The organism is Alkalihalobacterium alkalinitrilicum (assembly GCF_002019605.1).
In the GTDB taxonomy this organism is placed as follows: domain Bacteria; phylum Bacillota; class Bacilli; order Bacillales; family Bacillaceae_F; genus Alkalihalobacterium; species Alkalihalobacterium alkalinitrilicum.
Map to the genome: position 1 here is coordinate 3,402,712 of NZ_KV917368.1, position 21,853 is coordinate 3,424,564.

At 36.5% G+C, this 21,853-nt stretch carries 19 protein-coding genes and 8 pseudogenes; 7 read left to right on the forward strand and 20 right to left on the reverse strand.

The window, feature by feature from the left end; genetic code table 11:
• Positions 1 to 79: 79 nt before the first annotated feature.
• From BK574_RS16360 to BK574_RS16370, 3 genes and pseudogenes are all read right to left on the reverse strand, one after another.
• A complete protein-coding gene (locus BK574_RS16360; protein WP_078429341.1) occupies positions 80 to 1,087 on the reverse strand; it encodes an ABC transporter substrate-binding protein in 1,008 nt (335 codons plus the stop codon).
• Between the two features lie 107 nt (positions 1,088 to 1,194).
• On the reverse strand, positions 1,195 to 2,757 hold the full coding sequence (locus tag BK574_RS16365; protein ID WP_238458036.1) for an AraC family transcriptional regulator: 1,563 nt from the start codon (positions 2,755 to 2,757) through the stop codon (positions 1,195 to 1,197).
• A gap of 949 nt (positions 2,758 to 3,706) precedes the next feature.
• A pseudogene (locus tag BK574_RS16370) lies at positions 3,707 to 4,150 on the reverse strand (ABC transporter ATP-binding protein); the annotation flags it as partial.
• Positions 4,151 to 4,533: 383 nt separating this feature from the next.
• On the opposite strand from BK574_RS16370, the pseudogene BK574_RS16375 reads away from it, so the two are divergent.
• Positions 4,534 to 5,001 (forward strand): annotated as a pseudogene (locus BK574_RS16375) (Ger(x)C family spore germination C-terminal domain-containing protein); the annotation flags it as partial.
• 61 nt (positions 5,002 to 5,062) lie between these two features.
• Here the strand turns inward: BK574_RS16375 and hxlR are convergent.
• Positions 5,063 to 5,428 (reverse strand): transcriptional activator HxlR, encoded by a 366-nt coding sequence (gene hxlR / locus BK574_RS16380; RefSeq protein ID WP_078429343.1) that lies wholly within the window; start codon positions 5,426 to 5,428, stop codon positions 5,063 to 5,065.
• Positions 5,429 to 5,576: 148 nt separating this feature from the next.
• Between hxlR and BK574_RS16385 the strand changes: the two are divergent.
• Positions 5,577 to 6,395, forward strand: a pseudogene (locus BK574_RS16385) (acrylyl-CoA reductase family protein); the annotation flags it as partial.
• On the opposite strand, the pseudogene BK574_RS29255 reads toward BK574_RS16385, so the two are convergent.
• From BK574_RS29255 to BK574_RS16410, 7 genes and pseudogenes are all read right to left on the reverse strand, one after another.
• Positions 6,396 to 6,491, reverse strand: a pseudogene (locus BK574_RS29255) (ribose 5-phosphate isomerase A); the annotation flags it as partial.
• Between the two features lie 57 nt (positions 6,492 to 6,548).
• On the reverse strand, positions 6,549 to 7,556 hold the full coding sequence (locus BK574_RS16390; RefSeq protein ID WP_078429344.1) for a DUF3231 family protein: 1,008 nt from the start codon (positions 7,554 to 7,556) through the stop codon (positions 6,549 to 6,551).
• A gap of 530 nt (positions 7,557 to 8,086) precedes the next feature.
• On the reverse strand, positions 8,087 to 8,332 hold the full coding sequence (locus tag BK574_RS28480) for a hypothetical protein (RefSeq protein ID WP_238458037.1): 246 nt from the start codon (positions 8,330 to 8,332) through the stop codon (positions 8,087 to 8,089).
• 82 nt (positions 8,333 to 8,414) lie between these two features.
• Positions 8,415 to 9,308: pseudogene (gene gnd / locus BK574_RS16400) on the reverse strand (phosphogluconate dehydrogenase (NAD(+)-dependent, decarboxylating)).
• A gap of 47 nt (positions 9,309 to 9,355) precedes the next feature.
• Positions 9,356 to 10,813, reverse strand: coding sequence for a glucose-6-phosphate dehydrogenase (zwf, locus tag BK574_RS16405; protein ID WP_078429345.1), 1,458 nt, complete (start codon positions 10,811 to 10,813; stop codon positions 9,356 to 9,358).
• A gap of 52 nt (positions 10,814 to 10,865) precedes the next feature.
• Entirely contained in the window at positions 10,866 to 11,042 is a 177-nt protein-coding gene (locus BK574_RS27605) for a hypothetical protein (protein WP_154670430.1), read from the reverse strand.
• Between the two features lie 336 nt (positions 11,043 to 11,378).
• A pseudogene (locus tag BK574_RS16410) lies at positions 11,379 to 12,179 on the reverse strand (YitT family protein); the annotation flags it as partial.
• A 386-nt stretch (positions 12,180 to 12,565) separates the two neighbouring features.
• On the opposite strand from BK574_RS16410, the gene hxlA reads away from it, so the two are divergent.
• The 3 genes from hxlA (at position 12,566) to BK574_RS16425 (ending at position 14,598) form a co-directional block, all read left to right on the forward strand.
• Positions 12,566 to 13,198 carry a 3-hexulose-6-phosphate synthase gene (hxlA, locus tag BK574_RS16415; RefSeq protein WP_078429346.1) on the forward strand — a complete coding sequence of 211 codons (633 nt, stop codon included), beginning with the start codon at positions 12,566 to 12,568 and terminating at the stop codon, positions 13,196 to 13,198.
• A gap of 8 nt (positions 13,199 to 13,206) precedes the next feature.
• The gene (hxlB, locus tag BK574_RS16420; protein WP_078429347.1) at positions 13,207 to 13,764 is read left to right on the forward strand and encodes a 6-phospho-3-hexuloisomerase; all 558 of its coding nucleotides are present in this window, start codon (positions 13,207 to 13,209) and stop codon (positions 13,762 to 13,764) included.
• A gap of 114 nt (positions 13,765 to 13,878) precedes the next feature.
• The gene (locus tag BK574_RS16425; protein ID WP_078429348.1) at positions 13,879 to 14,598 is read left to right on the forward strand and encodes a 3-ketoacyl-ACP reductase; all 720 of its coding nucleotides are present in this window, start codon (positions 13,879 to 13,881) and stop codon (positions 14,596 to 14,598) included.
• A 59-nt stretch (positions 14,599 to 14,657) separates the two neighbouring features.
• Here BK574_RS16425 and BK574_RS16430 read toward each other — a convergent pair whose 3' ends face one another.
• The 3 genes from BK574_RS16430 to BK574_RS29260 all read right to left on the reverse strand — a co-directional run bounded on the left by BK574_RS16430 (position 14,658) and on the right by BK574_RS29260 (position 15,645).
• Positions 14,658 to 14,921 (reverse strand): hypothetical protein, encoded by a 264-nt coding sequence (locus tag BK574_RS16430; protein ID WP_026566627.1) that lies wholly within the window; start codon positions 14,919 to 14,921, stop codon positions 14,658 to 14,660.
• Positions 14,922 to 15,095: 174 nt separating this feature from the next.
• Positions 15,096 to 15,239: an ATP-binding protein gene (locus tag BK574_RS16435; RefSeq protein ID WP_078429349.1), complete on the reverse strand. Its 144-nt coding sequence runs from the start codon at positions 15,237 to 15,239 to the stop codon at positions 15,096 to 15,098.
• Between the two features lie 349 nt (positions 15,240 to 15,588).
• Positions 15,589 to 15,645: a hypothetical protein gene (locus tag BK574_RS29260; protein WP_420796995.1), complete on the reverse strand. Its 57-nt coding sequence runs from the start codon at positions 15,643 to 15,645 to the stop codon at positions 15,589 to 15,591.
• 130 nt (positions 15,646 to 15,775) lie between these two features.
• Here BK574_RS29260 and BK574_RS16445 point away from each other — a divergent pair.
• A pseudogene (locus tag BK574_RS16445) lies at positions 15,776 to 16,036 on the forward strand (tyrosine-type recombinase/integrase); the annotation flags it as partial.
• A gap of 274 nt (positions 16,037 to 16,310) precedes the next feature.
• A pseudogene (locus tag BK574_RS16450) lies at positions 16,311 to 17,189 on the forward strand (L-dopachrome tautomerase-related protein); the annotation flags it as partial.
• Positions 17,190 to 17,220: 31 nt separating this feature from the next.
• On the opposite strand, the gene BK574_RS16455 reads toward BK574_RS16450, so the two are convergent.
• The 6 genes from BK574_RS16455 to BK574_RS16480 all read right to left on the reverse strand — a co-directional run.
• Complete coding sequence (locus BK574_RS16455; RefSeq protein WP_078429351.1) at positions 17,221 to 18,120, reverse strand: aldo/keto reductase; 900 nt, start codon at positions 18,118 to 18,120, stop codon at positions 17,221 to 17,223.
• A 176-nt stretch (positions 18,121 to 18,296) separates the two neighbouring features.
• Positions 18,297 to 19,013: an SDR family oxidoreductase gene (locus tag BK574_RS16460; RefSeq protein WP_078429352.1), complete on the reverse strand. Its 717-nt coding sequence runs from the start codon at positions 19,011 to 19,013 to the stop codon at positions 18,297 to 18,299.
• An 85-nt stretch (positions 19,014 to 19,098) separates the two neighbouring features.
• Positions 19,099 to 19,611, reverse strand: a complete 513-nt coding sequence (locus BK574_RS16465) for a type 1 glutamine amidotransferase domain-containing protein (protein WP_078430900.1) — start codon at positions 19,609 to 19,611, stop codon at positions 19,099 to 19,101.
• 146 nt (positions 19,612 to 19,757) lie between these two features.
• The gene (locus BK574_RS16470) at positions 19,758 to 20,057 is read right to left on the reverse strand and encodes a heme biosynthesis protein HemY (RefSeq protein ID WP_078429353.1); all 300 of its coding nucleotides are present in this window, start codon (positions 20,055 to 20,057) and stop codon (positions 19,758 to 19,760) included.
• A gap of 142 nt (positions 20,058 to 20,199) precedes the next feature.
• Complete coding sequence (locus tag BK574_RS16475; RefSeq protein WP_078429354.1) at positions 20,200 to 21,222, reverse strand: LLM class flavin-dependent oxidoreductase; 1,023 nt, start codon at positions 21,220 to 21,222, stop codon at positions 20,200 to 20,202.
• Positions 21,223 to 21,259: 37 nt separating this feature from the next.
• Positions 21,260 to 21,853: LLM class oxidoreductase (locus BK574_RS16480; RefSeq protein WP_142248080.1), on the reverse strand; the 594-nt coding region annotated here is incomplete at its 5' end.

The following is a 21,853-nucleotide window of genomic DNA, read 5'->3' on the forward strand; positions in this document are numbered from 1 at the left end:
TATTTCTAATTAATTTTAAAATGTAAACAAGCAAGGATAAGGAGATGTAACTCCTCTCCTATCCTTGCTTACATATTCTCTACTTCTCTAATCCAAATCGATCGTAAATATCATCTAACATTAAGTTTGCAGCTACAATTCCACCAGCCATATTCCAAGTTACTTCATCTACCATATGCACTTGTTCTTTCTGTACAGCATCAAGTTGATTCCATAGTGGATGACTTGTCCACTCTTCAAATGTTTGCTGAACAGCAGGATCGTCTTCGTTAAAAATGTAGAATACGTCAGCATTCATTTCTGTAATACTTTCTTTATCTGTTAACATTGTTACAGCGTCCTCGATTTGTTGATTTTCAGGACGTGTGAACCCAACTTCTTCTAAAATCGAACCAGCAAAACCTGTGTTATAAATTCGAGCATGGTCTGCTCTAAAGTTAAGAATCGATACGTTTATTGGCCAATCGTTACCTAATTTTTCTTGTAATTTTGCAGAAAGGTCAGCTACACGGTTATCCCAATTAATAAGAATTTCATTTGCTTTTTCTTCTTGATTCATTGCTTGTCCCATTAATTCAACAGTCTCTTTAAACATAAATACTGTTTCATGAGTAACCGTTGGTGCAATCTCTGATAATTGCTCATACACTTCTTCATGACGTAATTTTGAAGCAATAATTAAATCTGGATTTAATTTTGCAATTTCCTCTAAATTTGGTTGAGTTTCTAATCCAACAATTTCAACACCTTCTAGATCACTTCTAAAGTATTCATAAAATGGCTGTTGTACCCATGATTCAACCGCTCCAACTGGAGTTATACCAAATGCTACAGCCGCATCTGTTGCGCCTTGATAAAGCGTAACAATTCTTTCTGGTGTTCCTTCAATAGGTGTTGTCCCCATAGCATGAGTAATTTCTCTAACATTCACTACCTCTGTTTCTTCCGTTTCAGGTTCTTCAGCACCTTCATCCTCAACTGATGCTGCTTCGTTTCCGCAACCAGTTAAAATGAACATAAAAACAAAAAGAATGGCAAGTAATGAAAAAATGTTACTTCTTGTGAATAAGTATGAAGCCTGTGTCATAAAACTTTCCTCCTAGATAATATAAACTGATTTAAATTACTACATTAATGATAAGTATTCTCAATTAAATATACCATGGCTTTTTTTAACTTTTTACATGGACAAATCTAACACTTACACTGATTGAAAAAAGAAACCAGACCTTGCAACATATACTTCCGACCAAGTGGTCCAGAAGGTTCCCAATTCAAGCTGTTAGGATAGTAAACTTCTTCATTTTGTACCGCTTTGAGATATTTCCACTCTTTAGATTTTGTTACTTTTAAAACATCTTCTTCTTTACTCCATATAATAAAAAGCCTATCTGGGTTTATTGTAGCAAGTTCTTCTATAGTTACTACCTGAGTCCCTACTTTGGGAACATTAGGATGAGGTTCAAAGCCTAACTTTTGATAAAACAAATCGAGGCAAGCACGGTTATTATAACCATACAACCGAATTTCGTTTGAACGTATCCATAGAAGAGCCCAACCTCTTTTTTTTGTAATCGGGGTTAGAATATTTCTTACTTGACTTTCAAGTTGATTTATTTCTTCTACAATAGTTTCCACACGATCTTTTTTATTTAGCAAAGTAGCAATCTCCCATAAGTATTCATCCCAAGATGACTTTAGAGAAAGCGAGTGTACTAGTGCGTTATGTGACCATAATACAGATTGTTCTTCACCTTGGTGGAGTTGAGTTTTTATTATATAATCGGGCATTGTATTAAGCACTTCTTCTAATTCGAATCTATTTTCAGCATTCAATAGAATAGATCCCTCTAATTCCCCTGCTAGATAAGAAGGTAAGCCATTAGTAGAAGGGAAAAAATTCGGATACGCTGGTGCCGCTACTGGTTGTATTCCTAAAGACAAGAGATGATCTTGTAAAAATAGTTGACTAACAACAGCTACCCTATTATGAGACCTTTTCATAAAAATAGAAGGTGGTATTCCTACTTTCTTTTTAAAGAATCGACTAAAATAAAACTCATCCTGTAATCCTATGTGTTGTGTTACATCTTTTATATTTATCCCTTTATGCTGTATCATTAATTTTTTTGCAAGCTTTATTCTTTCTTCATTTAAAAATTCTTTTGGTGACATTCCAACTTTTTTTGAAAATGCTCTTGTAAACGAAGAAGGTGCCATTCGAGCTTTAGTAGCAAGCTCTTCTACTGAATAGGACACCGATTCTGAAGGGTTATCACAAATAAATGAGATGACTGACTCAATGTCACCCTCTTGCGAATCTTCTGTCAATAAAGATAGTACATTCCATAGTTCAGACATAAATCGACACTTTTGCGAAACAGACATTTCTTTTTGTAAAAGAAGAATATCATGATATAACGGAACCATTTTTGTAGGTGGTTGGTACGCTAACTGAGCTGAGCTTAACTCTGATAACCAACTATAGTTGCTATCATCAATAATCCAAGCTATCCTATACGCAGATAAAAACTTTTCTGAGGATGATGTCAGCATACTTTTTTCTTTAATCCAATAACTTTCCCCCTCTTTGATATAAACGCACCCTTGTTTTGATGAAAGTTGGCCACTTCCTGAAGCTACGTATAATAAGATATACTCGTTATTACATTCATTCAGGACACTTGAACTTTCTCCCTTAATTGTTAATAAAGATACATTTATAGCATCTAATAATCTTAAATATGTAACAGTCATATATATCCCTTCCATGCACTAACGCCATATGTTTTTTTAACCTGTTAAATAATATCCTTTAAACGTAAGTACGCTATTAAAACGGTAATACTTTTAATCGCTTCACATCAATGGGGCTGTTTGCATACGACAAATGGAAAGTGACTATCTAAGTATCTATCTAATATTTCATCTAAACTCCATTTTCATAGCCTCCTAGAAATTAAATTAATATAAAAAATATAGAATAATAAATACTAATAACAACAAACTTAATAAGCGGATAATATACAAATATTTTTCTCCTGGATACATAAGCTACACTCCTCGAAAAATATAGGTTCACCATAGTTGCGGTCAAAGAAAATGAAAATCATTATCATTAAATACTATATTAATTGATAATGATTTTCAATGTCAATAATTTTAATGACATTAACATGAAAAAAGGAAAAAAATTTAAAGACTATTACAGAACTAAGAAGTTAGGTTAAGTGTTAGCATAAAGTGAAACTTCAGTCAGTGGGGGTTTTCTATCTTCCCCCACTGATTGTCAGTAGGGGTCCACACGAGGTGGATCACACAGACGTTGTCACAGACGGGACGGCCTTAGTCTGTATTCCATCATTTCCCAATTAGTCTTTTTTGTTGCCTCAAAGACTTGTAGTGGGAGGTCTTAGCGCCAGTTAAACGGGATAAATCACTCGGGCAAATCTTGACCAGCTCGGTCATATAACGATTAAATTAACAAAAATATGTACCTCCACATTACGCAAGAAATAATAAAAGAAGCTTCCCACAAGTTCAGTGAACTTATGAGAAGCCTCCGTTAATTTTCTTTAATGTTAGCAAGTTCAAGCAAAACGTCTGTTGACGTTGTTCACATTCAACATGGTCTGAGTAGTACCGACGAGGGGAGCTTTGTCCACAACCCATGAGAAATCTGCTTCGGAGATTCACTAGTCTTTATTTAGGAGTAAATTCTCAATTTATTATGATATCGTCCAATTCGTATCACAGAAGGAGAGCCCGAAATAGGGTCTTTTATTACAGTACAATGAAGACCAAAAATGTCTTCAATTAATATGCTTGTAATCACTTTTGATGGCTCGCCTTCTACGACTAGCTTTCCTTTATGAAGCGCAAAGATATGGTCTGCATAACGTGCGGACAAATTGATATCATGAAGAACCATTACAATTGTTGTTCCACGTTTTCGGTTAAGGTCTGTTAGCAGGTCAAGAATTTCGACTTGATAAGTGATATCTAAATAGGTTGTTGGTTCATCAAGAAACAATATATCAGTTTGTTGAGCCAGAGCCATTGCGATCCATACACGCTGTCTTTGCCCGCCTGAAAGCTCATCAATATTTCGATCAGCAAATTCAGTAATATTCATAATGTCCATTGTTTCATTTGAAACCCTCTTCCATAGCCTTGGACACGAGCGACAAGCAAATGTTCTATCCGATAAAAAGTGTGTTTCTTCAATTCCTTGCAATAGTACACCATAAAACAAAACAGCTAAAATCATTAATGGAGAAAAGAATAAGAGAAATTGATGATCGATCACTCTTTTCTGGAGGGGCTAATAGCAATAGAGTAATCCAAGAAGGGGAAATACTCTTTTTTAAAGATAAGAAAGCATAAAATTTTTTCCTTCTCCCATGAAAGCGTACACTTAACTAAGCAAACTGTTGAAGTAATTCTGGTGTTACCATTTTCAGATCCCGTTCTTCCTGTTTTCAAAGTAGCGAAAGATAACTTTACTTACGAGGGGACTGCTTTTTTAGCAATGATAAATTAATAGAAACAGTCACAAGTACCGAAGATCAAATATTTCAACTTCTTGACAATGATCACTATTTGAATTTTTTTCCAATACCCGAATTAGATGTGGTGATTGGACATCTACGCTCAAGAGTAAATGTGGATTTAGATAAAAATCTTTCCCTAGTTACAATAAACGTGAAACTAACTGGAAAAATTGCGGAATATCAAGGTAATAAAAATATACTCAACGGAAATGAACTGATGCAGCTTCATCAGGGAATTGAAACTGAATTAGAAATGAAAACTACGGATCTCATAAAAATAATGCACGAGCTGAATGTGGATCCTCTTCAAATCGGGACACACACCCTTAGCCCCTTTTCCAAACCCATCAGCGAAAAGGTATGGTTAGCCGCTTGGGGAAAAATGAAAATAAAAGTTAATTATCAGCTTTATTTTGAGTCATTACAAAATACTAAAAATAATTATTAAATTATCATGAAAAGAGGATGACCCCCTTGGCCGGAGTCAACCTTAGATTACCAGTTAAAATTTACCTAATCGACTCTTGTTTTACTAAAGGATTCAACCCAGCAGTTTCCATATAATCTTTTCCCCAGTTATACATAGCATCGAGAATCGGCATCAAGCTTCTTCCTTGTTCAGTAAGGGAGTATTCTACTTTTGGAGGAACCACGGGATAGACTTCGCGTTTTACAATCAAGTCTTCTTCCAGTTCTCGCAATTGATTAACTAGCATTCTCTGCGTGATCCCTGGCATAAGAGCTTTCAATTCACCAAATCGCTTCGTCCCCTCTTTTCCTAGATGCCATAGTATAAGCATCTTCCATTTACCACCGATAACGGAAAGAGTTAATTCTTTTTCACAATTAAACATCTTTTCCTGCATTCGTGACATTTCACATCACCTCCATATTTATTATAACCCACAGTATACTTTTTTCACTATATAAAATATAAGTCTGTACTTGTGATATCCTTCCATACATTATATATTAGCAGTGAATATATAATTCTATTCTGCTGTTCAAGAAAGGAGTTAAAGAATGATGGAACAATTTAAAGCATTGATTGTAGATAAAAATGAAAAAGATTTTTCTGTTCAAGTCAAGAATATTACTTTAAATGAGTTACCTCAAGGTGATTTTTTAATCAAGGTTTATTATTCTGCGATTAACTATAAAGACGGTTTAGCTAGTATTCCTAATGGAAAAATCGTCACAACCTATCCCTTTATTCCAGGTATTGATTTAGCAGGTGTAGTCGTATCGTCTCAAGATCCACGCTTCCGCGAAGGAGATGAGATCATAGCAACAAGCTATGAAATTGGGGTATCCCATTATGGTGGTTATAGTGAATATGCCTGCATTCCTGGTGATTGGATTGTCCCTTTACCTGAAAATTTAACGTTGATGGAATCAATGATTTTAGGGACAGCAGGTATTACTGCAGCCCTCTCCATTCAAAGGTTAGAAGATAACGGTTTATCGCCAGAAAAGGGCAAAGTCCTTGTCACTGGAGCTACTGGTGGGGGAGGAAGTTTAGCTGTTTCGATGCTATCGAAAAGAGGATACGAAGTTGTCGCTAGTACGGGTAAAATTTATGAGTATAGCTTTTTACATAAGCTTGGTGCAAAAGAGATTATCTCTCGTGAAGATGTCTTTAACGGTAAAATTAAACCCCTTGATAAACAAATTTGGGCTGCGGCGGTTGATCCAGTAGGGGGAGAGACACTTGCATCCATCTTAAGTAAAATCCAATACAATGGTTCTGTTGCGGTGAGTGGCTTAACTGGTGGAGGAAGCGTTCCAACCACTGTATTTCCATTTATTTCACGTGGCATAAACCTTCTCGGAATCGATTCTGGTATAAAAAACTGTCGAACCCGTACCAAGCCCCAAACCCATGCCATCTTTAACAAACTCTGCTGCTTTTTCACCGACTATTTTTTTATCAACCATTTTGACCCCCATCATAACTAGGTCCTTTCTTTTTCATAAAGCATACTTATCATTGATCTAATTCTTTGCCAAACTTTCATGATCAGTGGCAGAGGGAGGTTGTTCCATCCATCCCTTTTCTATTAATAGATTTAGACCATCTTCAGCAATTAAGGCAATTTCGGTATTCATTCGTGCGTAATTTGCCGTTAAGTCTCTTCTTTGTCCCATTGATAATGCCTCACTATAATAAGCAATTGCTGCAGAAAGCAGTGTCACTATATGAAATAGCATAAGTTTATCTGAAAAGGGTGGAACTGTTGAATCTGTTACTTCTGTTTCAAATAACTTTGGAACATGAAGATTCTCCTCTTTTAACATTGCACTTAGAATATCAAAGTGTTTAATACAAAGCTTACGAGCACGTTCCATATAATCTCGTACCTCTTTAGATTGACAAACTTGACTGAATCCTAACTCCAATACCATTTTCACCATTGTTTTCTGCATATTAAGATGCACACCACTGATTTCAATTGCGTTAATAGGTCTACGTTTCCCGAACAAACCAGTTAAATAATTTTGCTTCCTAACAAAATCAATCTTTTGTTGATTGTTTAAAGTAGGAGGTTTGTTAATAATTCCCTTATTTAAGGAAACACTAGTTACCCTATCATATAGTTCCAATGATTGCGAAGTACATTCAATAAAGTATTTTCTGACATCCTCTCGTATACAAACACTAGTGGCAAAAGCATATCTCGTCAAACCATGAATTGTAATAATATGTAAATAAACAATCTTAAATGTATCAGTAAATAAACAAGGAGCGTCTACTATGACATCTTCGTCTGTAAAGCCTATTGGAATTGGAAGATTTTCTAAGGATAAGAATTGCTTCGTTTTTTCTAAATGAGTTTCTGATAATTCTAAGGCAAATTCCAGTAAATCGCGAATATCTTCATCCTTTACGTCATGTAACATATAGCGAAGAATACATCGTGACAAACTGTCATTAACATACTGTGACCAAATGACAGCATTTTCTGATGCATTAATTTTTGTATGGTGATTAACTTGTTCCATTTTATCATCCCTCCTAGCTATTATAGATTAGGATAACCATTTACATTAATTTTATTTGTTAAATGTTCCTGGCAAGATATATATATTATCGTTTTCTTACTCATGTTTATTAGGGAATCTTATATGATTGGAAAAGTTAAACATATTTTCTTGATAGGAAGATGCATTATAGAAATAGAAGCAGATGTTAAATAGGAAATTCATACCGTTTGAGATTCCCTATTTAACTTTTCTAAAAAACATACTCTTTCGGAAACTAGTGAGTCTCTCAACACGAGCACTTATGTCTTCTGTTGTGATTTCAAGTAATTTCTCCAGGAACCTTATTGTTCCTATTATATTTTCCTCCGTTTTAACGTTTTCCATTTTCTTATCAGCTATCAAATCATTAAGAACTTTTCTGAAAGCATTGCTTTTTATTAGTCACTCTCCAATCAGTTCCTTTGTTGCAGATCTTTCAAATTCATTTTTCACAGCAAATAAACTTTCTCTTTTTGTTTCTATTATAGTAATAGCATTTAAATCAAAATTCATACGCATCTTAAAATATCTCTTTTCACATTATAATAATTTTCATTTCTTAACCGAAAATACTCTACATCTATAGTGATTTCGTAAAAAGAAGCTGTCTCTGTAACATATTGAATGTCTTTCACTTCAACATTTTTCAATAGATCTAGATAAGTTTCTATACCATACTGAGTATTTATCATTTTTGCATCCAATACATTCATGAACTTCACATCCTTTTCTACCATCATATTCATTGTTTTCATTACCATTTCACAAATAATGAGCTATTTTTCTTTCCTATTTTTACTGACTCTTTTTCTATTAAATGTGACAGATGTATTTCTGTTAGTTCTTTTCAACAACATGTCCACCAAATTCGTTTCTTAATGCAGCTACCACTTTACCTGTAAAAGTATCGCTGTCTAATGAACGGTAACGCATCAAAAGAGACATTGCGATAACAGGAGTGGCTGCTTGTAAATCTAAAGCTGTTTCAACTGTCCATTTCCCTTCACCAGAAGAGTGCATAATCCCTTTAATTTCATCTAGCTTTGCATCTTTTGAAAATGCACGTTCAGTCAACTCCATGAGCCATGAACGAATAACTGAGCCGTTATTCCACACTCTAGCCACTTTTTCGTAGTCAAAATCGAACTTGCTTTTTTCTAATACCTCGAATCCTTCACCAATCGCTGCCATCATACCGTATTCAATTCCATTGTGAACCATTTTTAAAAAATGACCGCTCCCTGCTTTACCAGCATAGATAAATCCGTTTTCGACAGCTGTATCCTTGAAAATAGGTTCCACGATGCTCCAGGCTTCAGGGTCTCCACCAATCATATAACATGCTCCATTACGAGCACCTTCCATTCCACCAGAAGTACCGGCATCCATAAAGTGAATTCCTACTTCCTTTAGCTGGTTATATCGGCGAATGGATTCCTTATAGTGAGAATTTCCAGCTTCAATTACGATATCTCCAGTGCCTAATAATGGTGTCATTTCATCAATTACTGAATCTACCACAGCATGAGGAACCATAATCCATACAACTCTTGGTTTTTCTAATGATTCAACAAGTTCTTATAAATCAGATGTACTTTGAGCACCGTATTTCTTCATTTCTTCAACGGCACTTCCATTTACATCGAAAGCTACTACTTCGTGCTTGTTTTCAATTAAATTTTGACCTAAGTTTAATCCCATTTTTCCTAAACCAATTAATCCAACTTTCATGTTCATTTCCTCCTTAATAATCTAAAAATATTCTTCACCTTTTATTACTACCACCATTTATATCCTTCCTCTGCCAATAATTGATGGGAAGCATCTGGTCCCATTGACCCGGATGGATATAATTGAAGGGGAATTGTATTTTCCTCAAAAGCCTCTAAGATAGGCTGTACCCATTTCCAAGACAACTCCACTTCTTTCCAATGTGCAAAGAATGTTGAGTCGCCACGCATTGCATCGTAAATTAAAAGCTCATACGCTTCAGGAACATCCGTTTGCTTAGCAGAAAAATCAACATTGACTGGTTCGATTTTTCCATTGTTTAATGGGTTTTTACTATTTAATTGTAATGTAACACTTTCGTTTGGATTGATTTCAATCACTAAAAGATTTGGCGCAGTTTCTTCTTCTTGAGTCCTATACAAATCCTTTAAAGTATTTTTGAATTCAATCACAATTCGGGTGGATTTCTCTGTCATTCTTTTTCCTGTACGGATATAGAAAGGAACCCCTCTCCAAAAATCATCATCCACACATAGACGGGCAGCCACAAATGTGTCATTTAAAGAAGAAGGAGCAACTTCAGGTTCTCCTGTATACCCAACAACTGGTTTACCTTGGATTTCACCAGGACCATATTGACCTCGAATCACATGATGCACCACATCCTCTTTCTTTAATGGACGAAGTGATTCTATTACTTTTCTCTTTTCATTGCGGATCTCTTCTGCACTAATTTGTTTTGGCAGCTGCATTGCTGTCATCATCAACATTTGCAGCATATGATTTTGAAACATGTCGCGAATAGCCCCAGCTTGATCATAATAACCAGCTCTCTCTTCAACCCCAACTGTTTCGCTTGCAGTAATTTGCACATTTGCAATGTATTGGTTGTTCCATAATGCTTGAAGCACTGGATTTGCAAATCCTAACGCTTCCAGGTTTTGTACCATCGGCTTTCCAAGATAGTGGTCGATGCGAAAAATTTCTTCTTCATCAAAAGCTTTACTTAGTTTATCGTTTAATTCTTGAGCTGATTTTAAGTCATGTCCAAACGGTTTTTCGATAATTAGACGTTTCCAACCTTTAGTAGAACCTAGACCACTCTCTTTAATGTTGAAAGCAATCACATTAAAAAACTCTGGAGCAACAGATAGGTAGAACATACGATTTTCTGGAATATTCAATTCTTCTTCACGTTGTTTAACGAGTTCAAGTAATCCTTTATATCCTTCAGCCTTGATAGCATCTACTTGGCTATACCGAAAGGCACGGATAAACACTTCAAGGTTTGAATCGTCATTTAGTGATCGTCTAGAAAATGTTTTTAAGGAATCTTCCACATGGTTTTGGAAATCAGTATCTGATAAATCTCCTCTGCCCACCCCAATAATTGAGATGGGCAGAGGTAATTTTTGATCCAAAAATAAATTATATAGAGCTGGGAATATTTTTCTTTTTGCTAAGTCCCCTGTCGCCCCAAATAAGACAAATGTCATTGCCTCCATTTTACATACCTCCAAAATTAAAAATTTCACTTATGCCTTTCTTAAAAAACTACTATAACTCTTGATAGCCAATCCCTGGCTTAGCCATATTTTTATTTGAACCTGCTTGGACCGTAATAATGATGTCCCTAAAATGCGAATGACCACATTTTGGACAATAACCATTATTCGATGTGAAGGTTAGGCATCTTGAACAAACTTTGTGATGCTTTGCATGTAACCCGAACATACTATTCACCCTTACAATCTAGTAAACTGAATGCGGAAGAACAGATGACTGATCAATAACCACAGTATTTCGTGAATCCAATGTTTCAACAAGATGTAAGTATAATACCTACATTTTTTAAATGGAAGTACGCACTTTTTATTTAAATAGTGATAAAAAAATAACATAATAACAAAATGTATACTATAGGAAATAAACTCATCTATTTTTGTGTTAAATAAATTAAAAAGCCAGGGTGAGCTTCCTCTCCCTGGCCACAAAAATATATGTGATATAAATTTGTTGAGAACAGTATTCTTTATGTGTTGCAGCTTTTGGCGTAATAATCGAGCTATCTAAACCGGATGTCTCACAAACATAAGAAGCCTCCATAATTGCATTAGGATCAACTGACAATATAATCCTTTTTAATTTCGAATAAATTAATGGATTGGTTATACAATAGATTATTTTCTTCTTTTTACTTAAAAATCCACCTTCACCATAATACTCATATTTAATTCTTTGATTATCCTTTCACCAATTTCGTCCGATTTTTCTGTAATGATCATGACAGATTTCCCATGATTAAATCCATCCAAAACATAATTATGCATTTTTGCAACAATATAATACACGGCAAGTGACAGCATGTCTTTTTCTAGTGAAAAGACACAAGCGGCAATATTAATAATTACAACATTAACAGCTAATAAGAATGTGTCAATCTGTATTCGATGATGCCGGTTAAACCATATAGCCAGCATTTCAATTCCATCGATGGCCCCTCCGCTTTTTACAACAATTCCTACCCCTACACCTAAAATTACTCCACCGTAAATAACAAGAAACACATCCGATTGTGTAATAACAGGCATGGATTCAAAAAGAACTAATCTAAAAGAAGTAATGATGTTTGCATACGATGTTCTAATCACAAATGTTTTTCCGACTACTTTAGCTGTAAAGAGTAAGATAGGGATATATAAACCTAATAAAAAGTGCAAATATTGGTAAGCCCCACATGGCATTTGCCATAATTGATAAGGCAGTTACCCCATCATCTACCAGCCCATTTGGCGCTAATAACATTTCTAATCCCATTGCTACAATAGCCGCTTCTACTGTTAAAAGAATATAATCAAAAAATTTATTCATTCAATCCCCCAGTTAGAAATGTCTTTATTAATAAGAGATTTTTATAAACAACATCAACAATGACAATTTGGGCAAGTATCAAGCAACTTATACAGAAAATTGGCCATGCGAATTGGTGCATTGTTTCTTTTAAAGTTAATAGTAAGACTATATAAGCGGTTTGTCTTATAGTATACTTTTTAACACTATGTAAAATAAAAGTGCGTACTTTTAATGTTAAAACATACGTTGTATACTTGCAATTGTTCAGTGAGAGGACATGATATTCCTTATGGCTCGCAGGTACTGATAAAGCACTATAAGGATTATATTACCGTAAAAGTATTATTACACTTTGGAGACATTATCACTGTACAACAATAAAAAAATTATAGGAGTGAATATAGATGGAATTACAATTAGCATTAGATTTAGTAAATATCCCAGAAGCAATTGAGTTAGTTAAAGAAGTGGAGGATCACATTGATATCGTTGAAATCGGTACACCGGTTGTAATCAATGAAGGTCTTCATGCTGTAAAAGCAGTTAAAAAAGAATTCCCTAACTTAAAGGTATTAGCAGACCTAAAAATCATGGATGCAGCTGGTTATGAAGTAATGAAAGCTTCTGAAGCAGGTGCTGATATCATCACAATTCTTGGAACTGCTGAAGATATGTCAATCAAAGGTGCTGTTGAAGAAGCGAAAAAACAAGGTAATAAAATCCTTGTTGATATGATTGCTGTAAAAGACCTTGCTGGACGTGCAAAAGAAGTGGACGCTATGGGCGTTGATTATATTTGTGTTCATACTGGCTATGATCTTCAAGCAGTTGGAAAGAACTCTTTTGAAGATTTACAAACCATTAAAGGTGTTGTAAAAAATGCTAAAACCGCAATCGCAGGTGGTATTAAGTTAGACACACTTCCAGAAGTCATCAAAGTACAACCAGACCTTGTCATTGTAGGTGGCGGGATTACTGGACAAGCTGATAAAAAAGCTGCTGCTGCCAAAATGCAACAAATGATTAATCAAGGGTAATTCAGATCATGAATACAACTCAATACCTAGCTGAAATCATAAAAGAGTTAAATCGCACCGTAGATTTAATTTCGAATGATGAAGCTGAAAAATTAGTTAATGGGATTCTTGAATCAAAAAAAATCTTTGTTGCTGGCGCAGGTAGATCTGGATTTATGGCCAAATCATTCGCCATGCGAATGATGCACATGGGGATAGATGCCTATGTGATTGGCGAAACCGTAACCCCTAACTTTGAAAAAGATGACATCTTAATCATTGGATCAGGTTCAGGAGAAACGAAAGGTTTAGTTTCCATGGCTGAGAAGGCAAAAAGCATTGGTGGGACGATTGCAGCTGTTACCATTTTCCCTGAGTCCACTATTGGACAATTAGCGGATATCACAATTAAGTTGCCTGGCTCACCTAAAGATCAGTCGGAGAGTGATTTTAAGACGATTCAACCAATGGGCTCATTATTTGAGCAAACACTTTTACTATTTTACGACGCTGTGATTCTTCGGTTCATGGAGAAAAAAGGTTTGGATACCAATAAAATGTACGGTAGACACGCCAACTTAGAATAATATATTATTCCTCGAGTTCTAAATAGGAAAGACCGTAAGCTGTTTCCATGCAAGATTGCGGTCTTTCTGTTAGAATGAACTACTTCAATTTGTAATAATTTTAGGAGTGATAAAATGATTTCTTTAAATGGAAAAACTGCAATAGTTACTGGCGCAGGAAGAGGCATTGGACGTGCTACTGCTATCGCCTTAGCAAAAGAAGGCGTTCATTTAGGCCTAATCGGCTTAAATATGTCTAATTTAGAAAAGGTAGCTGCTGAACTAGCACAATTTGATGTAAAGGTTTCTGCAGCAACAGCAGATGTGACCGATCTTGAGTCCGTTACCCATGCTGTTGAACAGATCAAATCAGACTTAGGCCCAATTGATATCCTAATCAACAATGCTGGTGTTGCTAAATTTGGTGGGTTCCTTGATCTAACACCAGAAGAATGGGAAAAAATCATCCAAGTCAATTTAATGGGTGTGTATAATGTAACAAGAGCAGTATTACCAGGAATGATCGAAAGAAAATCAGGAGATATCATCAATATCTCTTCATCTGCTGGCCAAAAAGGTGCTCCTGTTACAAGTGCTTACAGTGCTTCTAAATTCGCTGTTTTAGGGCTAACAGAATCACTTATGCTAGAGGTAAGAAAACATAATGTCCGTGTTACTGCTTTAACACCAAGTACGGTCGTTACAGATTTAGCCATTGATACAAATCTTGTTAAAGGCAATGAAGAAAACGTGATGCACCCAGAAGACCTTGCAGAATTAGTTGTGGCTAGTTTAAAATTTAATCCAAGAGTATTCGTTAAAACAGCTGGATTATGGTCAACAAATCCATCATAAAACGAAGCAGATCCAATGGGGTCTGCTTCTTTAGTTCGTACAAAACACTCTTATATGTATCAGTGATACAAGGACATTACTTTCTCTAAATCAACAATTAACTGGTTAACTTCATTCTGTGCTAAGCGTACAAGCATTTGATCGTATAAAGTAATAATTTGTCCATCCTCTTCATGCTGATGTTTTTTTAAATAATGATAAATATTATTTAACTGGTCTTCATTAAGGACCGACTCTGTTTCGAAATTCTTAACTTTCTGTAAGGAAAATTCATTGATAGTCGAATCAAATTCACCTGCAATAATGTTCCCTTTCACGAACATCCTCTCACTCCTCAAAGTCAGTATAGGATAGTTTTCCCACATAATATGTTAAAAAATCTTTACTCCTCAAATTTAAAGAATATGAGGGCTTTTCAAATGTTTGATTTATACCTTAGCCTCAAAGATTAAAGGCTTCTTTTTTGTTTTTTTATTAAATGTGATGATAAAAGAGGTTCAATGATTTAGTTTACTTTTAACATTTATCGTTCCCTTATGGTTCTGAATAATTTTATAACTGACCATAAGGCCAAATCCATTTCCATTATGTTTGGTAGTGAAAAAAGGTTCCCCCAATCTTTTAACCTGTTCCTCCCCTATTCCTACCCTTCATCCTTGATTTTTTAATTAATATATGATGAGCTGTCGAATCAATGGAACATAGATATTACCATCAGTGGGCATCGCCTTTATGGAATTTTTAATTAAATTTATAAAAACCTGTTTTAACTGATTTTTTCCCCAGTAAAAACGATATCCTCTGAAGGAAATTCATATTTAATTCGTACATTTTTCAATAAGGCTTCGGGCTCGAGAAAGGAAATCACACTGCTTAAAATATTTTTTACATCGAATACACTGAAATAAACCGAGTAAGGTTTAGCAAAAACCATAAATTCATTTACAATAAAACTTATTCTTTCTATTTCATCTAAAATCGTTTCGAAAATTAGGGCACTTTTCCATTTTCAGTAAGGAGTTGTACAAATCCACGAATGGTTGTCAATGGATTTCTTATTTCATGAGCAATGCAGTCAATTCACCAATCATAAATAACTTCTCGGTCTTACTTAGCGTTTCTTCTGTTGATTTCTTTTCAGTAATGTCATACTGTATACTAATATATTGATACCGGTCCCATTGTCATCAAGACCGTACAAAACAGAATGGCAAGGCTGCTTAAAATTGCTGGCTAAAATCCTGAGTTAACGCCGCATTCTTTACGCCATACACATACATCGCTTCTTGCTGAGGCTGGTGTCTCACTTGAACAAATCGTGGACAGGTTGGGGCATTCCGATGACCAAATCACGAAAAATGTTTATCTCCATGTAACCCAAGAAATGAAAAAAGAAGCTTCTCAAAAGTTCAGTGAACTTATGAGAAGCCTCCGTTAATTTCCTCAATGTTAACAAAATGTTAGCATTTTGCTTTCACATTACATAGAAACCTTAACTTTCAAGGGTTTCAGGGGCAGATTACATCATGCCCCCTAAGGTGAGAGTGTGTAATATCTTACACATTGTGTGCAAAAAGTGCGGTATATCAGGAGTTTGTTAATCCCTGTCTGTAACATCTTTAACGTGATTTAATAGTTATTCACTGGATTGCGTTAGCAATTTGTTAGCAATTTGAAGCATACAGTCAGTTTCCAGTGTACTCATACTCAACACAGGCGTTAGTGTATCAGAAACCAATCGTATTTTCATTTACTTTCCGAAATGGGGAGACGACGTTAAATTCACAGTTGCGAAGATTGTTGAGGATACTTTGCAGCCTTATCCTAGTTTAGAAACCAATTTGGGTAATCAAGGTAATATCATAATGTCTTTTATCAGTGTCCAAAGTGTTATTACGGATGGAAGGGGAACATTTTGGGTATTAGATACAGCAGCACCGAATTTTTCTGAACCTATTAAAGGAGAGGCAAAATTAGTCGCTGTTGATTTAAAAACCAATACAATAAGAAAAGTATATACCTTTACAGAAGATGTTGTCCTGCCAACAACTTATCTGAATGATGTCCGTTTTGATTTGCGTGTTGGAAAAGCGGGTTATGCATATATAACAGATTCATCTTCCCAAGAACCAGGAGCTATTATCGTTGTAGATCTAGAAAATAGAAACGCGTTTAGACGGCTAAATGGAGCAAATTCAACTTCACCCGACCCTTATTTTTTACGAAAAGTAGAAGGTGAAATTTTGATGAACCGAAACAAAGATGGCTCAACATCTCCATTTAGATTAGCGTCTGATGGTATAGCGATTTCTCCAGATGGAAAGATTTTATTTTATTGTCCACTTACCAGTCGGCATTTGTATTCGATCTCAACAGAAGCTCTAAGAGACAGAACGATACCTGACATGGGTTTACTTTATCAGGTGGAGTACTGGGGAGAAAAAGGTGCGTCTGATGGAATGATCACTGGGGCAAAAGGAACCATTTATGCCGGAGACTATGAAAACAACAGAATTCGAAAGATATTGCCGAATGGCATAATGGAAACAATCGCCCATGATCCAATACCTCTGTTGACATACACATTCAATCGCCTCTCTCTTTGTCTATCCTCTAAAATTTTTATATAATGTCCAAAGGCATTTTTCTAGTCGGTTGCGGAAATACTTCATCAAGTCTATTTAAATCCTCTTTTGTTAATTCAATTATAGTAGCTTTTGCATTTGCTAGTACATGTTCTTCTTGAACAGCTTTTGGAATAGCTAGACAATTGTTAGAACGGATTGTCCAAGCGAGAGCAATTTGTAAGGGTTGTACAGCGTATTTTTCTGCAATCTCTTTAATGGTTGGATCCGTTAACAATTGTCTTCTTAATGAACCTCCTTGAGCTAGCGGGCTATATGCCATAATAGGCATGTGATGTTCTCGCTGCCATGGTAAGAGATCATAATCTATACCCCTTGAACCAAGATGATATAACACTTGATTAGTCATACAATTTTTTCCGTCAGTGGTGTTCCATAACTCTTTCATATCATCGGTATCAAAATTGGAGACTCCCCACCTTACTATTTTTTCTTCCTTGCGTAGCTTTTCCATTCCTTCAATGGTTTCTGCTAATGGCACACGTCCTCGCCAGTGTAAAAGGTACAAATCAAGATGATCCGTTCCCAGCCTTTTTAGACTGTTTTCACACGCTTTGGCAATCATATCTAATCCTGCATGATGAGGATACACCTTTGATACTAAAAAGACGTCATCTCTACGTCCTTTAATTGCTTCACCTACTAAGCGTTCAGAATCGCCATCACCATACATTTCAGCCGTATCTATTAGTTTCATGCCTAATTCTATTCCGAGTTGTAAAGCTTTGATTTCCCTTTCTCTCATTTGAGGATTTTCTCCCATGTACCAAGTTCCTTGTCCTATTCTTGGAAGAGAAGTTCCATCAGGCAATGTAACTACACGACTTTCAAGGGAATTTTTTATTTTTGTTATTTTATTTTCGTCTTGTACACTCATTAAAAATCAACACTTCCTTTTGTAATTTTTTTATGTACCTAATGAACAAAAAAGGCGGCAATACTCTTTTGCAGTATTGCCACCAGTAAATCACTCTATTCTTACCTTATTTCTATTTTAGTTAGAACTGCTGCTTGGTAGGGTGGTAAGCTTCTGTTCAACATCCATTTAGGCCATTATACTAAGTGAGCTCCACCATCAATAAGAACAGCCGTCCCAGTAGTAAAACCATTTTTAGCAAGGTATACATAGGTTTCAGCTATGTCTTCCGGCTTTGCAATCCGTCCAACGGGGAGCTGTTGTGCAATTCCGTTGAACAGTGCTTGCCTCTGATCATCTGACATTCCAGCATAGATTGGAGTGTCTACAATTCCAGGTGAAACCACGTTTACCCTAATAGGGGATAGGTCTACGGAAAGTCCTCGAACCAATCCTTCAATGGCTGAATTGATTGCCGCTAACGTAGTAGCCCCTTGAGGAGGACGAACGCCATATACACCAGAGGTTAAGGTGATTGAGCTCTCATTGCTTAAATATGGAAGTGCTGAACGGACAGTAATATATTGCCCCCAGAACTTACTATCAAACGCCTCTTTAGCACTTGCCACAGGCAGTTCGCTAAAGTGCCCCATTGCACCTTCTCCTGCTGTTACCACAAGGTGGTCAAATTTTCCAACCTTACTGAAAAATTCTGCTACTTTTTCTTCGCTTCGAAAATCGATTTCAATTGCTTCTACACTCCCACCAAGAACTTGTTTTGCTTCATTTAATTTGGAAACAGAACGGCTGGCAATGATTACTTGAGCAGATTGATCTAGAAACGCTTTGGCAGTTGCTAAACCAATACCAGAAGTACCCCCTAAAACAACTACTCGTTTACCATTTAATGACATAGTAAAACCCTTCCTTCTTAAAACCTTTTTTGTATTGATCATTCATTGTAAAATTTATTTCTAAAACGATACTATTCAGTACCTATTATTCAGCTAATAATTTTAAGGATTCACGATTAAAGGCAGGAATGTCATCCGGAACACGGCTTGTTACAATATTATTGCTTACCACAACTTCTTCATCTTTGTAGTTAGCACCTGCATTTTTGAGATCGTTCCTTATTGATTTGAAACCTGTTATGTCGACGCCTTTTAATAGGTCTGTATCAATTAATACTTGTGGACCATGGCAAATGGCAAAAACAGGTTTACCTTCTTGTATAAATGCTTTTGCGAATTCACCAAAACGGTCATCTTCACGTAATAAATCAGGAGAGAAGCCGCCAGGGATTAGTAAAGCATTAAAGTCTTGAGGATTAACTTCCCCGATTCCTTTATCTATTTTTACTGTTTCACCTTTTTTACCAGTAATATCTTTTCCAGCCTGTATGTCGATTGTGATCACTTGATGACCGGCATCTTTAAATGCCTGTGCTGGTTCTGTGAATTCTACATCTTCAAATAAGTCTGTTATTAGTGTAGCGATTTTTTTGCTCATCATGATAAGCCCCCTTGAATTTGTAAAAGCATCGTTGGTATTATTCTCATTTATCACAATAAATACAAGTAATCTACCGTGTTTAGTATATGTTACTGCTAGATATATGAGGATATAAAAACATTTAGTATCGCTCTGTCACGTGTTTAATGATGGTGATGCCCTTTGGAAGAATTCGTGATGTCAAATCCTGCTTGCGGCACATAGAAATACTTGATCCAAACCCCATCTAAAAACGGTTCCCTTTTATCAAGTAAAACATCAATGCCTTTGTCTGTTTTCACAATTTCATCATGGTCCGTGGGCGTATCAAGTTTTACATCATAATGGGCATGGTCCCCATGCTCTAGTGTAACGTACACACGAACCATTTTCCCTTCAGCCTCTTCACTTTCTAACATTTGTTTCAGCACTTTAGCAGCATTTCGGTTAATTTTACAGTTCATATCATTATCTCCTATTCTAACAACTTTTTTCTTTTTAATTAAGGAATCCTGTAAACAACCTTATAACCTGATCTACGGTTTTATCCATATTCAATGTCTTAAAAAATCATCAAAGAAGATTTCCTTGCTGATGTCCTCCTTTTCACCTTCTGCTTTTTGTAATTTCTGCCAGAAGATCGTATGAATGCAGGCGAGCTTTGTGGTCGTAAACTTGGGCAATGGCCATGATTTCATCAGCCTGGCTCTCCTCCAAAAATGTATGCAGCTTGTCCTTTATCGTCTGCTGGCTGCCAACAATCGATGTGCCTAATTGCTGCTCGAGAGCCTTTAATTGGTAGCTGCTGGCCACTTCGGATATGTCATCTACCGGTGGTTGAAGCTGTGTAAGGTTTCCGCTCATCAGATTCAAAAATTGCTGCTGCAGGGTTGTGAAAAGGAGTTTTGCCTCTTTATCCGTTTCTGCTGCAATGATATTCAATGCCACCATCGCATACGGATTATCGAGAACATTCGAAGGCTTAAACGCCTTGCGATAGATCTGTAGAGCACCCAGAGTGTTAAGTGGCGAGAAATGGGCGGCAAATGCGAATGGCAAACCCAGTTCTCCGGCCAGCTGCGCACTGAAGCCGCTTGAACCCAGCAGCCAGATTGGAATATTCAAACCTTCACCTGGAATCGCTTTTATTAGGTTTCCTTGTGCCAAGGATGGATCAAAGTAACCGCGGAGTTCCGCTAATTGCTCAGGAAAGTCATCTCCGGTACTTCCCAAGTCGCGTCTCAATGCACGAGCAGTCCCCTGATCTGTACCGGGTGCCCGCCCCAGACCAAGGTCAATTCGCCCAGGATATAAGGATTCAAGAGTGCCAAACTGCTCAGCGATGACGAGCGGTGCGTGATTCGGCAGCATGATTCCTCCTGAACCAATCCGGATTTTTGATGTACCGGCTGCCACATGGGACATCACCACCGAAGTGGCGGAACTGGCGATGAACGGCATATTATGATGTTCAGCAAGCCAAAAACGGTTGTAACCAAGTTTTTCAGCATGCTGTGCGAGTTCCAATGTGTGGCGGAAAGAATCTGCAGGAGTACTTCTGGCTGTTATCGGTGCAAGATCCAGCACTGAGAATGGAATTTCGTTTAGTTTAATTGCATGTTTAGACATAAGTTCATCTTCTTCCCTTATCCAATTTTATTAAAAACTAATCTCCTACTGGAATTTCATGAGTCGGAAAGTAAGGCAACACAAACTCTCCAAGCTCCTGTATGACTTCCTCGGGAGGGCGCTTTGAAAAATACAAAACAAAAGCCAGGTGATTGACACCAATGGATTGAAATTGATATAAAATTTCTAATAACTGTTTGCGTCCTACACGAAATCCTAAAGGAATCGGAACAGGTAACGCATCGGGATTTTCCGATAAATCAATAAATAAAGTCTGAGTGAAAGGTTTAAACACTCCTGGGGCGTGAATTTCCGACAACTCGCGATACTCGTTAATCAATTGAGTTTGTTGTGGGATAGCCCTCGGGTAATGGATCCAGCCGTCCCCATTCTGGGCGATCCATTCAATCGATTGATTGCTGAATCCTGTCACCATGGTCGGAATCGAGGAAAAAGGCTTGGGGATCATTCTCATATCCGTTCCATCGATGACGCCTAAATCGCTGTTGATTGTCGGACTGTCCTCCTTTAATAGCCGTTCAAGGAATGCATAATTCTTTTTAAACAGCCTTCCACTTTCGAGCTTGGATATTCCCAAAGCTGTGAAATCTTTATCGCGGTCTCCTGAAGC

What these genes read in the sequence shown, in the direction of transcription:
- BK574_RS28480 (WP_238458037.1), bottom strand. Translation starts at nt 8,332, where the DNA reads ATGAAAACAATGAATATGATGGTAGAAAAGGATGTGAAGTTCATGAAT.
- BK574_RS16390 (WP_078429344.1), bottom strand. Translation starts at nt 7,556, where the DNA reads ATGGAACAAGTTAATCACCATACAAAAATTAATGCATCAGAAAATGCT.
- BK574_RS16455 (WP_078429351.1), bottom strand. Translation starts at nt 18,120, where the DNA reads ATGAGTGTACAAGACGAAAATAAAATAACAAAAATAAAAAATTCCCTT.
- BK574_RS16470 (WP_078429353.1), bottom strand. Translation starts at nt 20,057, where the DNA reads ATGAACTGTAAAATTAACCGAAATGCTGCTAAAGTGCTGAAACAAATG.
- BK574_RS16430 (WP_026566627.1), bottom strand. Translation starts at nt 14,921, where the DNA reads ATGTTCGTGAAAGGGAACATTATTGCAGGTGAATTTGATTCGACTATC.
- BK574_RS16425 (WP_078429348.1), top strand. Translation starts at nt 13,879, where the DNA reads ATGATTTCTTTAAATGGAAAAACTGCAATAGTTACTGGCGCAGGAAGA.
- hxlA (WP_078429346.1), top strand. Translation starts at nt 12,566, where the DNA reads ATGGAATTACAATTAGCATTAGATTTAGTAAATATCCCAGAAGCAATT.
- zwf (WP_078429345.1), bottom strand. Translation starts at nt 10,813, where the DNA reads ATGGAGGCAATGACATTTGTCTTATTTGGGGCGACAGGGGACTTAGCA.
- hxlR (WP_078429343.1), bottom strand. Translation starts at nt 5,428, where the DNA reads ATGTCACGAATGCAGGAAAAGATGTTTAATTGTGAAAAAGAATTAACT.
- BK574_RS16465 (WP_078430900.1), bottom strand. Translation starts at nt 19,611, where the DNA reads ATGAGCAAAAAAATCGCTACACTAATAACAGACTTATTTGAAGATGTA.
- BK574_RS16475 (WP_078429354.1), bottom strand. Translation starts at nt 21,222, where the DNA reads ATGTCTAAACATGCAATTAAACTAAACGAAATTCCATTCTCAGTGCTG.
- hxlB (WP_078429347.1), top strand. Translation starts at nt 13,207, where the DNA reads ATGAATACAACTCAATACCTAGCTGAAATCATAAAAGAGTTAAATCGC.
- BK574_RS16360 (WP_078429341.1), bottom strand. Translation starts at nt 1,087, where the DNA reads ATGACACAGGCTTCATACTTATTCACAAGAAGTAACATTTTTTCATTA.
- BK574_RS27605 (WP_154670430.1), bottom strand. Translation starts at nt 11,042, where the DNA reads ATGTTCGGGTTACATGCAAAGCATCACAAAGTTTGTTCAAGATGCCTA.
- BK574_RS16460 (WP_078429352.1), bottom strand. Translation starts at nt 19,013, where the DNA reads ATGTCATTAAATGGTAAACGAGTAGTTGTTTTAGGGGGTACTTCTGGT.
- BK574_RS16365 (WP_238458036.1), bottom strand. Translation starts at nt 2,757, where the DNA reads ATGACTGTTACATATTTAAGATTATTAGATGCTATAAATGTATCTTTA.